Source organism: Glacieibacterium frigidum, assembly GCF_007097155.1.
GTDB classification, from domain to species: Bacteria; Pseudomonadota; Alphaproteobacteria; order Sphingomonadales; family Sphingomonadaceae; genus Glacieibacterium; species Glacieibacterium frigidum.
Map to the genome: position 1 here is coordinate 1399416 of NZ_VJWA01000001.1, position 13934 is coordinate 1413349.

Below are 13934 nucleotides of genomic sequence, written 5' to 3' on the forward strand. Positions count from 1 at the left end.
CGTTCATACACCTGCTGACACTAGAACCGCCGCCCCGCGCAACGCTTAGCCGGGGACCTCAAGGACGTAAACGCCGCCATGTTCCACGGATCGATTCCCGCGCTGGTCACACCGTTCGCCCCCGACGGCGCGGTCGACGAGGCGGCGCTGACCAAATTCGTCGACTGGCAGATCGAGCAGGGCTCGACCGCGCTGGTGCCGTGCGGCACGACCGGCGAGGCGTCGACGCTGAGCTTCGACGAGCATTACCGCGTCATCGAGCTGGTCGTGCAGGCCGCCGCAGGCCGCGTACCCGTGATCGCAGGCTGCGGGTCGAACGATACCGCGACCGCGCTGCGCCACATGGCGAAGTCGGCCGAACTGGGTGCCGACGCCGCGCTGGTGGTCTGCCCCTATTACAACAAGCCGTCGCAGGCGGGGCTGCTGGCGCACTTCAGCGCGCTCGCGCAAGCCTCTGATCTGCCGATCGTCCTGTACAACGTCCCCGGCCGCACCGTCGCCGACCTGGCAGTGGCGACGACGGCCGAACTGGCGAAGCTGCCCACGATCGTCGGGATCAAGGATGCGAGCGGCGACCTTGCGCGGGTGACCGCGCTGCGTGGAACGTGCCCGGCCGGTTTCGTCCAGCTATCGGGGAACGACGACCTCACGCTCGGCTATATGGCGATGGGCGGCAACGGCTGCATCTCGGTCACCGCCAACGTCGCGCCGCGGCTGTGCGCCGACTTCCAGGCGGCGTGTGCGCGCGGCGACTATGCCGCGGCGCGCGAGCTGAACGACCGGCTGTATCCGCTCCACGCCGCGATGTTCGCCGACGCGAGCCCCGGCCCGGCGAAGTACGCGCTCGCGAAGCTGGGGGTGCTGGGCGATACGCTGCGCCTGCCGATGACCCCGCCGTCCGACGTCGCACATGCCGCGATCGATGCCGCACTCGCGCACGCAGGGCTCGCCTGATGCCGCGCCCGTCGTCCACCATCGGCCTGAAGATCAAGACCGTCGCCGAGAACCGGCGTGCGCGGTACGAATTCTTCATCGAGGACACGCTCGAGGCGGGGCTCGTGCTCGAAGGCACAGAGGTCAAGGGCTTGCGCTCCGGCCAGGCGTCGATCGCCGAGGCCTATGCCGAGCTGAAGGACGGCCAGCTGTGGCTCGTCAACGCCAACATCCCTGAATACAAGCAGGGTAATCGCTTCAACCACGAGCCCAAGCGCCCGCGCAAGCTTCTGATGCACGACCGCCAGATCGAGAAATGGCACGGCGCCGTGACCCGCCAGGGCATGACGCTGGTCCCCCTGTCGATCTATTTCAACGACCGCGGCCGTGCGAAGGTCGAACTCGCGCTGGCGAAGGGCAAGAAGCTCCACGACAAGCGCGAGACTGAAAAGACCCGCGACTGGAAGCGCGAGGCGGCGCGGGTGATGCGCGAGCGGGGTTAAGCCCAGCTTCTCTCTTCTTCGCGCCTTCGCTTCTTCGCGCCTTCGCGTGAAATCCTGTTTCCGGCTCGACCCACGTGCACAGTCTCTGGCTGAGAGCGGGACATAGTTGTCACGCGAAGGCGCGAAGAAGGAGCGAAGAGAAGTAGGGGGCTTTCATTGCGCAAGGCGGATGCACGCGAACCGTTTCGGCGTATATGAGGGCCGCAACACACGGAGTGCGTATGGCCGAGGGCTACAAGGACAAGCTGGTCGCCACCAAGCAGGCGTGGGCGCGGGCAGGGCGGCTGGTGACCGGCAAGGCGGGCGATCCCGAGCATGACCGCCTGCCGCCCGGGCAGCGGCTGGTCGAGAACTGGCCGGTGCTTGACCTTGGCGTGCAGCCGGCGATCGCGCTTGCGGACTGGCAGCTGACAGTCGACGGGCTGGTCGCCAATCCGCTCACCTGGACCTATGCCGAGCTGCTCGCCCAGCCCCAGACCGAAGACACCAGCGACATCCACTGCGTCACCCAATGGTCGCGCTACGACAACAACTGGACCGGCGTCACGACGCAGCATTTGCTCAATCTCGTCAAGCCGTTGCCGAGCGCGGCTCATCTGGTGCTGCACGCCTATGACGGCTACACCACCAACGTCACGCTCGAGCAGTTCTCCGACGACGACTGCCTGATCGCGCACACGCACGACGGCGCGCCGCTGAGCCGCGAGCATGGCGGGCCGGTGCGGCTGGTGATCCCGCGCTATTATCTGTGGAAGTCGGCGAAGTGGCTTAAGCGCATCGAATTCGTCGGCGCCGACCGCCCGGGGTTCTGGGAAAATCGCGGCTATCATAATTTCGCCGATCCCTGGCTCGAGCAGCGCTACGGGTGACGTTCGCCGCGCCCTATGCGGTGCGGCCGCTGGGTCCGCAGCTCGACACCTTGCTCGACGCGCTGCCGCTCGGCCTCGCGTTGCTCGACAGCGAGGGGCGGCTGATCAACTGCAACGAGGCGTTCGTGCTCAGCGTCGGGTGCGACCTGCAGCGCGGCTCGCCGCTGCCACCGACGATGGTCATCCCCGCCGACCGCGCGGGTCTGCGCACCGCGATCGCCGATGCGCTGCAGGGCGCGACGCTGCCGGTCGAATTGCGCGTCCGCATTGCCGCGCGCCCGGCCGAGCCGCTGGTCGTGACGATGACCGCGCCGCCGCCCGGCGTTCGCGCCACGCTCCTCGTCGCCGTGCGCGACGTCCGCGAGCAGCTGCGCCTCGAGCAGCAGGTCGCGCAGGCCACCAAGATGCAGGCGATCGGCCAGCTCGCGGGCGGTGTCGCGCATGATTTCAACAACATATTGACCGCCAATCAGGGATTGGTCGAGCAGCTGCTGGCCCGCCGCGCGCCCGGCGACGCCGATTACGACGACCTCGAACAGGTGCGGATCAACAACCGGCGCGGTGCCGACCTGGTGCACCAGCTGCTCGCCTTCGCGCGCCAGCAGACGCTGCGGTTGCAGCGCGTCGACGTGCGCGACGTCATCGAACATCTGGTGCCGCTGCTGCGCCGCCTGATCGGCGAGGATATCGAGCTGACCCTGTCGCTCGCCCCCGATGCCGGGCCGATCCGCGTCGATCCGGGGCAGCTGGAGCAGGTCATCGTCAACCTCGCGGTCAACGCGCGCGACGCGATGCCCGGCGGCGGCACGCTGGAGATCGTCACCCACGCCGTACCCGCCGATGCGGTTGCGGCTCTGGGCCATCGCGTCATGCCGCCCGCCGACTATGTCGCGATCCTGGTCTGCGATTCGGGCACCGGCATCCCGCGCGAACTCGCCGCCAAGATCTTCGAGCCGTTCTTCACGACCAAGGACGTGGGGAAGGGCACCGGCCTCGGCCTGTCGACGGTGTACGGCATCGTCAAGCAGTCGGGGGGCTTCGTCTTCAATGCCCCCGGGCCGGCCGCGGGCACGATCTTCTCGCTGTATTTCCCCCGCGCCGAGGATGACGGCGCGAGTACCGAGCCGCCGCCCCCGCCGCCGCCCGCCGCGGCAGATCCGCGCGGCGCACGCGTATTGCTGGTCGAGGACGACCGTGCGGTGCGCCTCGTGCTGCGTCGCGCGCTCGAACGCGGCGGCGTGGTGGTCACCGAGGCCATCGACGCACTCGCCGCTCTGCCGCTGATCGAGGACGCGAGCATTGCCATCGACGTGCTGGTCACCGACGTGATGATGCCCGGCATGGACGGTCCCGAACTCATCGCCCGCGCCCGGGCGTTGCGCCCCGGCCTGCCCGTCGTGCTGATGTCGGGCTATGCCGAGCCGCCGCAGCGCGCCGCAGTCGCCGACCATGCGACGATGTTCCTTGCGAAACCATTCGGCGCAGCGGCGCTACTGACTGCCGTAACGACCGCAGTCCGGCGTTGAAACGAAACGGCAACGCTGCTACCCGATATTTTTACTGCCCGGCGCGCAATGCCGGCAGGCGTGTGCCGGTCTACGGTGCCGCGGGTTGCCGCTTCCCGCATGTGACGGGGCGGCCTGGAGTGTTGACCGTAGATGCGCCGCGTATTGATCGTCGAGGACGAGGTGCTGATCGGCATGGTGCTCGAGGATATTCTCGACATGCTGGGCTGTACGGTGGTCGGTAACGCCACGTCGTTCGACGAAGCATCGTCGCTTCTCGACAGCCTCGGCGCGACCGGATTCGACGTCGCGATCCTCGACGTCAATCTGGGGGCCGATCCGGTATATCCGCTCGCCGACCGGATCGCGGTGTTGGGCCTGCCGATCATTTTCGCGACCGGCTCGCACCCCGACACGCTGCCCGACCGCTTCGCGACGTGCGGCGTGCTCGAAAAGCCCTATGCCTTTGCGGCGGTCGAGACCGCCATCGACGGGCTCGCCATCGCCGCCTGAGAATATTTGCGTTCTCCCCTTGTTCTACTAGAACGGATGCGGTACGGAGGCTGCCTTGTAGGGGCGTCAACCGATCGCTAGGAGACGACACGTGGCAGCAGCACTGAAGGTGGTGGGGAACGTGGCAGCAACGAGCAAGGCCGACGACAAGGCAGCGGGCGACCGCGCCAAGGCACTGGAGGCAGCGCTCGCACAGATCGACCGCGCCTTCGGTAAGGGCTCGGCGATGAAGCTCGGCAGCCGCGAGACGATGGAGGTCGAGGCGATCTCGTCGGGCTCGCTCGGGCTCGACATCGCGCTCGGCATCGGCGGGCTTCCCCGCGGCCGCGTCATCGAGATCTACGGCCCCGAATCGTCGGGCAAGACGACGCTGGCGCTGCATGCCATCGCCGAAGCGCAGAAGATGGGCGGCACCGCCGCCTTCGTCGACGCCGAGCACGCGCTCGACCCGGCCTATGCCAAGAAGCTGGGCGTCAATATCGACGAGCTGATCGTCTCGCAGCCCGACACGGGTGAGCAGGCGTTGGAGATCGTCGACACGCTGGTGCGCTCGAACGCCATCGACGTGCTGGTCGTCGATTCGGTCGCCGCACTCGTGCCGCGCGCCGAAATCGAAGGCGAGATGGGCGACAGCCATGTCGGCCTGCAGGCGCGGCTGATGTCGCAGTCTCTGCGCAAGCTGACCGGCAGCATCAGCCGGTCGCGCTGCATGGTGATCTTCATCAACCAGCTGCGCATGAAGATCGGCGTGATGTACGGCAACCCGGAGACGACGACGGGCGGCAATGCGCTGAAATTCTACGCCAGCGTCCGTCTCGACATCCGCCGCACCGGCCAGATCAAGGACCGCGACGAGGTCGTCGGCAACACGACCCGCGTCAAGGTCGTCAAGAACAAGGTCGCGCCGCCGTTCAAGCAGGTCGAATTCGACATCATGTACGGCGAGGGCGTCAGCCGCATTGGCGAAATCCTCGACCTCGGCGTCAAGGCCGGCGTCGTCGAGAAGTCGGGCGCGTGGTTCAGCTACGACTCGATCCGCATCGGCCAGGGCCGCGAGAACTCGAAGAAGTTCCTCAAGGAAAACCCCGACATGGCGGCGCGCATCGAAAAGACGATCCGCGACAACGCCGCGGGTATCTCCGACGCGCTGATGACCGGCGGCCCGGACGCCGACGCAGGCGACGACGACGAGATGTAGGACTGCACCGCGCGGGTGCGGGTTGCAGCAGCGGAAGTTCGTCATCCCCGCATAGGCGGGGACCCAAGGTCGCTATTTCGGTGACTTTGGGTCCCCGGCCTGCGCGGGGATGACGATGATCAGCCTTGCCCACGCTCGACTCGCGTGGAACACCCTTCTGATGACCGACCATTACGACCTGTGCGTCATCGGCGCCGGTGCCGCCGGCCTCGTCACCTCCGGCGGTGCCGCACAACTCGGCGCTCGGACGCTGCTGATCGAGCAGCATCTGATGGGCGGCGAATGCCTGTGGAACGGCTGTGTGCCGTCGAAGGCGCTGCTTCACATGGGCTCGCTCGCGAAGCAGCGCGGCGGCATGGACTGGACGCAAGCCAAGGCCCATGTCGATGGTGCCATCGCCACCATCGCCCCGCACGACTCGCCTGAGCGTTTCCGCGATTTCGGTGTCGAGGTGCTGCTCGCCCGCGCCACCTTCAACGGCCGCGATACCCTCGAAGCGGATGGCCGCCGCATCACTGCGCGACGCTTCGTCATTGCGACGGGCTCGGCACCGATGATCCCCCCGGTCCCCGGCCTCACCGACGTCCCGTTCCTGACCAACGAGACGATCTTCGATCTGACCGAACTGCCCACTGACCTGCTGATCATGGGCGGCGGCGCGATCGGCACCGAACTCGCCCAGGCCTTCGCCCGCCTCGGCTCGCGCGTCACGATCGTCGAACGCAGCCGCCTGCTCGCGAACAGCGACGAGGAAGCCGCCGCGCTGATCCGCGATGCACTACGGGCAGACGGGGTCACCATCCTCGAACACGAGGAAGTCGCCCGCGTCGATCCCGGCATCACGCTGCACCTCAAGTCGGGCGCGACGCTGACCGGCACCCATTTGCTCGTCGCCGCCGGCCGCGCCGCCCGCGTCGAAGGCTATGGCCTCGACCGTGCCGGCGTCACCGCGACCAAAAAGGGCATCGCGGTCGACAAATACCTCCGCACCTCGAACCGACACATCTTCGCCATCGGCGACTGCCGCGACGGCCCGCGCTTCACCCACGCCAGCGACCAGGACGCCCGCGCCGTCATCGCCAACGCGCTTTTTCCCCGGCCGCTATGGCGCAAATCGACCTACGAAGCGCTGCCCAGCGTCGTCTACACCGACCCCGAACTCGCCCATGTCGGCCTGACCGAGGCACAGGCCCGCGACGCGCACCCCGAAATCCAGGTCCACCGCGCCGACCTCGACCACAACGACCGCGCCGTTACCGAGGGGGTGACCACCGGCTTCGTCAAGCTGATCGCGCGCGGCAACCGCCTGCTCGGCGCGACCATCGCCGGCCCCAGCGCGGGAGAACTCCTGCCGCTCGCGCGCCTCGCCATGACCGGCAAGATCGGCCTGTCCGACATCGCCGCGCAGACCATCGCCTACCCGACCCTGTCCGACGCCCTCCGCCTAGCCGCCGACGCCGCGGGGCAGGCCAAGCTGTTCACCCCGACGGTGCGCCGCATCACGCAGTTCCTGCAAAAACTGCCATGAGGAATGGCCCCGTAAGCCCGGGGGCGTTGCGATGATGGCCGCAGTTCACCGGATCGACGGTGCGGGGGCGTGCGCAGAGGTCGGGCGGCCCGAGTTCGATCCGGGCAAGGCGGCGTGGAACGGCACGATGCTCGCCGCGACGCTGGTTGCCGCGCCGCTCCTGTTTTCCTGGAGCGCGGTAGCGGTCTTTGCAGCGACGACGTGGGTCTCGCTGCTCGTCGGCCACAGCGTCGGGATGCATCGTCTGATGATCCATCGCAGCTTCGATGCGCCGAAGCCGGTCGAGCGCCTACTGATCTGGATCGGCGTGTTGGTTGGCGTCAGCGGCCCGTTCGGGATCATGCGCATCCACGACACGCGCGACTGGGCGCAGCGCCAGCCCGCGTGCCACGATTATTTCGCTCACCGGTGTCCTCTTCTCCACGATTTGTGGTGGCAGCTTGCCTGCCGCTTCGCTTTCGAACGTCCGCCGCGCTTTGCGGTCGAGGCGCATTTCGCCGCCGACCCCTGGTATCGCGCAATGGACGCGACGTGGCGCTGGCACCAGCTTGTCGTCGCGATACCACTGTATATCGCGGGCGGCTGGGCGTGGGTCGTCTGGGGCGTCGGCGTTCGCGTCTTCGTCAGCGCCGCGGGCCATTGGACGATTACCCATTTCTGCCACGGCGAAAGCCGCGACCGTTGGCGCGTCGATGCGGCGTGCGTCCAGGGGCGCAATCGCGCCGGCCTCGGCTGGCTGACGTACGGCGAGTGCTGGCACAACAACCATCACGCCTTCCCCGAATCGGCGCGCATCGGGCTCGAGCGCGGTCAGGCCGATCCGGGCTGGCTCGTCGTTCGCGCGCTCGAGCATGCCGGGCTGGCGCGCAACGTCGGGCAACCGCGCGACCCCGCGCTGCGCGCCGATCTCGACGAGCTCAGCGCCCCTCCGCCCGCCCGCGCTTGAGAACGCCTCGCCGCTCGCCTAAGTCGGTTCCATGACCTCCACCAACGACATCCGCCGCGGCTTCCTCGATTATTTCGCAGGCGCCGGTCACACGCCCGTCGCGTCGGCGCCGCTGGTGCCGCAGAACGACCCGACCCTGATGTTCGTCAACGCCGGCATGGTGCCGTTCAAGAACGTTTTCACCGGCCTCGAGACGCGCCCTTACAAGACCGCGGTGTCGTCGCAGAAGTGCGTGCGCGCCGGCGGCAAGCACAACGACCTCGATAATGTCGGCTATACCGCGCGCCACCACACCTTCTTTGAAATGCTGGGCAATTTCAGCTTCGGCGATTACTTCAAGGAACAGGCGATCCACCACGCCTGGACGCTCCTGACGCGCGATTTCGGTCTGCCGCCCGAGAAGCTGACCGTCACCGTCTACCACACCGATACCGAGGCGGCCGAGCTGTGGAAGCGCATCGCCGGCCTCCCCGACGATCGGATCATTCGCATCGCCACCAACGATAATTTCTGGTCGATGGGCGACACCGGCCCGTGCGGCCCGTGCAGCGAGATCTTCTACGACCACGGCGACCACATCCCCGGCGGCCCTCCGGGCAGCCCGGACGAGGACGGCGACCGCTTCGTCGAGATCTGGAATCTGGTGTTCATGCAGTACGAGCAGGTCGACGCCGCGACCCGCCTCGACCTGCCGCGCCCGTCGATCGACACCGGCATGGGCCTCGAGCGCATCGCCGCAGTTCTGCAAGGCGTCCACGACAATTACGACACCGACACGTTCAAGGCGCTGATCGAGGCCAGCGGAGCACTCAGCAATACCGCGACAACGGGCACGAACCAGGCTAGCCACCGCGTCATCGCCGATCACCTGCGCACCGCGGGCTTCCTGATCGCCGACGGCGTGCTGCCGTCGGCCGAGGGGCGCGGTTACGTGCTCCGCCGCATCATGCGCCGCGCGATGCGCCACGCGCAGCTGCTCGGCACCCCCGAGCCGCTGATGCACCGCCTCGTCCCCGCGCTCGTCGCCGCTATGGGTGCGCCGTACCCCGAGCTGCTGCGCGCGCAGCCGCTGATCGAGGAGACGCTGCGCCACGAGGAGACCCGCTTCCGCGTCACGCTGGCGAACGGCCTGCGCCTGCTCGACGAGGCGACCGGCCACCTTGAGGCGGGCGGCACGCTGCCCGGCGCCACCGCCTTCAAGCTGTACGACACCTACGGCTTCCCGCTCGACCTGACCGAGGATGCGCTGCGCGAGCGCGGGCTGGCGGTCGACCGCGACGGGTTCGACACCGCGATGGCCGAGCAGAAGCGCGCCGCGCGCGCTGCCTGGGCGGGGTCGGGGCAGGCGGCGTCCGAAACCGTGTGGTTCGACATCGTCGAGGAACGCGGCGCGACCGAATTCGTCGGCTATGCGACCGACACCGCGCAGGGCACGGTGCTGGCGCTCGTCAAGGACGGCGCGCGCGTCGACAGCGCGAGCGAGGGCGAGAGCGTCGCGGTCGTCACCAACCAGACGCCCTTCTACGGCGAGTCGGGCGGCCAGATGGGCGACGCCGGGCTGATCGCCAGCGACGGCGCGCAGGTCGCGGTGGCGGACACGGCGAAGCCGCTCGGCAAGTTGCACGTCCACCTAGGCACCGTCGGGACCGGCACGATCCGCGTCGGCGACACGGTGACGCTGAGCATCGACGTCGAGCGCCGCGGCCAGCTGCGCGCCAACCATTCGGCGACGCATCTGCTGCACGCCGCCCTCCGCCACCGGCTGGGCGAGCATGTCACGCAGAAGGGCAGCCTCGTCGCTCCCGACCGCCTGCGCTTCGATTTCAGCCAGCCGCGCGCGCTGTCGCCGGACGATCTCGCCGCGGTCGAGGCCGAGGTGAACCATCACATCCGCCATAACCAGACGGTGACGACGCGCCTGATGACCCCCGACGACGCGATCGCCGCGGGCGCGATGGCGCTGTTCGGCGAGAAATACGGCGACGAGGTTCGCGTCCTCAGCATGGGTGTTCGCGAGGCCGACAGCTATTCGACCGAGCTATGCGGCGGCACCCACGTCGGCGCGCTCGGCGACATCGGCCTGTTCAAGATCGTGTCGGAAAGCGCCGTCGCGAGCGGCGTGCGGCGCATCGAGGCACTGACCGGGGAAGCCGCGCGCATAGCGCTGACCGAGCAGGAGGCACGGCTGTTCGCGGTTGCCGCCGCCTTGCGTGTCCGCCCCGACGAAGCTGCGGCGCGCGTCGTGTCGCTGCTCGACGAACGGCGGCGGCTGGAGCGCGAACTTGCCGACGCCAAGCGCGCGCTTGCCCTCGGCGGCGGCGGTGCGGCGGGTGCCCCCGCGACCGAGATGGTCGGCGGCGCCGGCTTCGTCGGCCAGGTCATCGAGGGCCTCGACGCCAAGAACCTGCGCGGGCTGGTCGACGATGCCAAGAAACAGCTGGGCTCGGGCGTCGCCGTCCTCGTCGCGGTCAACGACGGCCGCGCCTCGGTGGCGGTCGGCGTCACCGACGACCTGACCGCGCGCCACTCGGCGGTCGACCTCGTCCGCCTCGCCGCTGCAGCGGTCGGCGGGCAGGGCGGCGGCGGCCGGCCCGACATGGCACAGGCGGGCGGGCCCGATGGTGCGAAGGCGGCAGACGCGGTCGCGGCGGTGCGCGCGGCGCTGGGCGGGGTCGCGGTTGCCGCCTGACCCGGCCGCGCCGTTCGACAAGGAGCGCTTCGCCGCGTTCCTTGCACTCGCCACATTCCGCCGCGATCTGCGGGAGAGGCGTATCGCCCGGCAGTGGCAGGCGTCGTTTGCGGCGTGGGGCGGCCTGGCGGCGCTGGTCTGGAAGCAGCAGGAACTCGGGCATCCGTATCTGGTCGCGGCGGCGGCGCTGCTCGCCGCGATCGCTCATGCGTCCTGGCTGATCTGGCACGGCCATCGTGCCGAGGGTGACCAGGCGGTGATGCACGTCTACCACGACAAGGCGACGGCGCTGCTCGGCGCCGAGACACCCAGAGACATCGAGTCCGGCTCAACGTTGTCACGCGCTGCATCAGGCACCGGCCCAGGGCCCGGTCGTGCGTGGTTCAATCATCCGGCAGTCTGGCTCCAGCTCGCGACGACCGTCATGCTCGCCGGCATCTGCATCACGCTCGCCTTTACCGACGCTGCACCGCGCTCGGGTGGCGGCGATCAGGTCGACAATGCTGAGCGCTGAGTCTCAGGAGGGCATGAGATGATCGACCACTTCGGTTTCGGCGTCGCCGACTACGCCGTCGCAAAGGCGTTCTACACCGCCGCGCTCGCGCCACTCGGCTACACGCTGGTCATGGAAGTGGCCGCCGCCGACAACCCCTCGGGTGCGCCCGCAGCAGGGTTCGGTCGCGACGGCAAACCCGATTTCTGGATCGGCGGGGAGGGGCGAACGTCACCGCCGATGCACGTCGCGCTCACCGCCGACACCCGCGCCGCAGTCGATGCCTTCCACGCCGCAGCGCTCGTGGCAGGCGCCACCGACAACGGCGCACCGGGGCTCCGGCCGCAGTATCACGCGAATTACTACGCGGCGTTTGTCCGCGACGCCGACGGGCACAACCTCGAAGCCGTCTGCCACGCCCCTGCCTGAGCTGTAGTCGACGCGCCTGATCTTCCGAAGCCTTGTACCGGACGCGAAGTCGTTGCATCCCCGGTTTCAAGATCGCGACGGTGGAGGCAGTTGTTGAGGCCAGTTCTCGCGGGAATCGTCGCGCTCGCCGCCATCCTCACAGGCCCGGCTATGGCGCAGGATGCCTCCCCCGCGCTGCGCGCTTCGGGCCAGGCGGGCGAGCAGGCGGACGGCTATCTCGGTGTCGTCGGCGATGCCGGTCCCGCGATCCACGCGCAGGTCGACGGGGTCAACGCCAAGCGCCGCCTCTATTATGCCGATCTCGCGGCCCGGCGCCGTGCGACAATTAACGAGGTCGCCGCTGTCACAGCCTGCGAGCTGTTCCGCTCCAAGGTCGGCGCCGGGCAGTTTTATCGCCTTCCCGACGGCGTCTGGCGCCAGCGCGACGGCGCGACCCCGATCCCGCTGCCCGACTATTGCGGCTGACGGTCAGCCCGCGTCGCGCAAGCGGCGACGCCTGAGCCGCGGTTCGCGCGTCAGGCGGGGGGCAGCACCCTGAATCGCGGTACGCAGTTCGGCGCGCTTCTCGTGGATCGACGCGATCACCGGCCCCATCGGGACGCCGAGATCGACGAGCACGGCTTCGGCGAGCTGCAGGCTCGATTCGACCGTCTCGGGCACGGCATCGGTGACGCCGAGCTGATACAGGCGGCTGGCGTGGTCGGCGTCGCGGGCGCGGGCGACGACGCACAGGTCGGGGTGTCGCTCGCGGATCAGGCGGACGAGCGTGTCGAGGCTGTCGTTCGCGTCGATCGTCAGCACGATCGCTTTCGCATCCTCGAGGTGCAGGCCGTCGAGAAGTTCGGGGCGGCGCGCATCGCCGTAGACGACGCTCTTGCCCGCCCGGCGCAGGCGCCCGACCGCATCGGGGTCGCTGTCGACTGCCAGGTATGGCCGGCCGTGCGCGTCGAGCATCGCCGCGACCAGCCGCCCGACGCGGCCGAAGCCGATGATGATCGTACGCCCCGCGACGACCGGCGCGGGATCGGCACCGTCGTGCTGCCCCTCGCCGAAGGCGCGCTCCAGCCGCATCCCCGCCAGCCCAAACAGCGGCGCGGCAGCGAGGCTGAGGCCCGTGACCAGCAGCGCGAGATCGGCGACGGGTCCGCTCAGGATGCCCGCCGCGACGCCGGCGCCCAATACGATCAGGCTGGTTTCGGACGGGGTCGCGAGCAGCAGCGCGATGTGCGCGGCGATGCCGGTGGAACGGCGGTTCATCCGCAGCACGACGAACAGCATGACCGCCTTGACCGCGCACACTGCCGCGACGAGGCCAAGGACCAGTGCCGGGCGCTCGGCGACCGCGCCGAGGTCGAGGCGCATGCCGACCCAGATCAGGAAGACCCCGAGCAACAGGCCCTGGAACGGCGCGATCGCCGCCTCGACCTGGCGGCGGTATTCGGTCTCGGCCAGCATGACGCCCGCGACGAGGGCGCCGATGACGGGGGAGAGACCGACCGCGCCGGTCGCCGCCGCGCTGCCCACCAGCACGACGAGCGCGGCGGCAAGGAACAGCTCGGGCCGGCGGGTGCGCGCTGCCTGGAGGAACAGCGGGCGCATCAACAGCCGCCCGGCGACGACGATGCCGGCGATCGCCAGCAGGCCCTTGATCAGCGCGGGGCCGACCCCCGCCGCCGCGCTCCCCGCGCCCAGCACGAGCAGCAGCGGCGCGAGCGCGATGTCCTGGAACAGGAAGATGGCGAACGCGGTGCGGCCCGCCTGGCTGCCCATCCGCCCCGCGCTGCCCAGCATCTGCAGGCCGACCGCCGTCGACGACAACGCCATGGCGAGCGCCAGCGTCAGCGTCGCCGCGATGCCGAGGCCGAACGGCAGGATGAGGAGCGCCAGCACGCCGGCCGCGCTGAGCAGCTGCGCCGGGCCGTAGCTGAAGACCAGCCGCCGCATCGTTCGCAGCCGCTCGATCGACAGTTCGAGGCCGAGCGCGAACAGCAGCATCGCGACGCCGATCTCGGCCGCGGGCGCCAGCGCCTCAGGGTTCTGCAGCGTGAAATCGGCGAGCATCGGCACGCCGCCCAGCGCATGCGGCCCGACCAGCACGCCGACCAGGATGAAGCCGACGACGGGCGAGATGCGCAGCGCCGCGAACGCCGGAATGACCAGCCCCGCCGCGCCGAGAACGACGACGAGCTCCTTGAATCCCGAGGTGTCGAGCGGCAGGGCCATGGGGCCAGCGTGGCACGGTTGGAGCGGGGGGGCCAGCGCCGAGGGCTTTCACTTCATTTTCGTCATCCCCGCGAAGGCGGGGATGACGAAATCAAGCGTGCGCGA

The 13934-nt window shown here is 69.2% G+C and carries 13 protein-coding genes; 12 read left to right on the plus strand and 1 reads right to left on the minus strand.

The genetic code is table 11. The features are described from left to right. The first annotated feature begins 78 nt into the window (after positions 1–78). The 12 genes from dapA to FMM06_RS06780 all read left to right on the plus strand — a co-directional run bounded on the left by dapA (position 79) and on the right by FMM06_RS06780 (position 12071). Positions 79–954 carry a 4-hydroxy-tetrahydrodipicolinate synthase gene (gene dapA, locus FMM06_RS06725; protein ID WP_144236513.1) on the plus strand — a complete coding sequence of 292 codons (876 nt, stop codon included), beginning with the start codon at positions 79–81 and terminating at the stop codon, positions 952–954. Beyond that, entirely contained in the window at positions 954–1436 is a 483-nt protein-coding gene (gene smpB, locus FMM06_RS06730; RefSeq protein ID WP_144236514.1) for an SsrA-binding protein SmpB, read from the plus strand. The genes dapA and smpB overlap by 1 nt, the downstream gene beginning before the upstream one ends. 221 nt (positions 1437–1657) lie before the next feature. Further along, positions 1658–2305, plus strand: a complete 648-nt coding sequence (locus FMM06_RS06735) for a sulfite oxidase-like oxidoreductase (protein ID WP_144236515.1) — start codon at positions 1658–1660, stop codon at positions 2303–2305. Beyond that, the gene (locus FMM06_RS06740; RefSeq protein ID WP_144236516.1) at positions 2302–3831 is read left to right on the plus strand and encodes a hybrid sensor histidine kinase/response regulator; all 1530 of its coding nucleotides are present in this window, start codon (positions 2302–2304) and stop codon (positions 3829–3831) included. Before FMM06_RS06735 ends, FMM06_RS06740 begins: the two co-directional genes overlap by 4 nt. Positions 3832–3963: 132 nt before the next feature. Then, on the plus strand, positions 3964–4323 hold the full coding sequence (locus FMM06_RS06745; protein WP_144236517.1) for a response regulator: 360 nt from the start codon (positions 3964–3966) through the stop codon (positions 4321–4323). A 91-nt stretch (positions 4324–4414) separates the two neighbouring features. Further along, a complete protein-coding gene (gene recA, locus FMM06_RS06750) occupies positions 4415–5521 on the plus strand; it encodes a recombinase RecA (RefSeq protein ID WP_185965075.1) in 1107 nt (368 codons plus the stop codon). A 160-nt stretch (positions 5522–5681) separates the two neighbouring features. Further along, entirely contained in the window at positions 5682–7049 is a 1368-nt protein-coding gene (locus FMM06_RS06755) for a dihydrolipoyl dehydrogenase family protein (protein WP_144236518.1), read from the plus strand. A 31-nt stretch (positions 7050–7080) separates the two neighbouring features. Then, a complete protein-coding gene (locus FMM06_RS06760; protein WP_235889118.1) occupies positions 7081–7995 on the plus strand; it encodes an acyl-CoA desaturase in 915 nt (304 codons plus the stop codon). A gap of 31 nt (positions 7996–8026) precedes the next feature. Continuing rightward, positions 8027–10684: an alanine--tRNA ligase gene (gene alaS / locus FMM06_RS06765; protein WP_144236520.1), complete on the plus strand. Its 2658-nt coding sequence runs from the start codon at positions 8027–8029 to the stop codon at positions 10682–10684. After that, positions 10674–11198, plus strand: coding sequence for a hypothetical protein (locus FMM06_RS06770; RefSeq protein ID WP_144236521.1), 525 nt, complete (start codon positions 10674–10676; stop codon positions 11196–11198). Before alaS ends, FMM06_RS06770 begins: the two co-directional genes overlap by 11 nt. 18 nt (positions 11199–11216) lie before the next feature. After that, the gene (locus FMM06_RS06775; RefSeq protein ID WP_144236522.1) at positions 11217–11606 is read left to right on the plus strand and encodes a VOC family protein; all 390 of its coding nucleotides are present in this window, start codon (positions 11217–11219) and stop codon (positions 11604–11606) included. A 93-nt stretch (positions 11607–11699) separates the two neighbouring features. After that, entirely contained in the window at positions 11700–12071 is a 372-nt protein-coding gene (locus tag FMM06_RS06780; protein WP_235889120.1) for a YdbL family protein, read from the plus strand. Positions 12072–12074: 3 nt separating this feature from the next. Here the strand turns inward: FMM06_RS06780 and FMM06_RS06785 are convergent, their stop codons facing one another. Beyond that, a complete protein-coding gene (locus FMM06_RS06785; protein ID WP_144236523.1) occupies positions 12075–13829 on the minus strand; it encodes a cation:proton antiporter domain-containing protein in 1755 nt (584 codons plus the stop codon). Positions 13830–13934 lie beyond the last annotated feature (105 nt).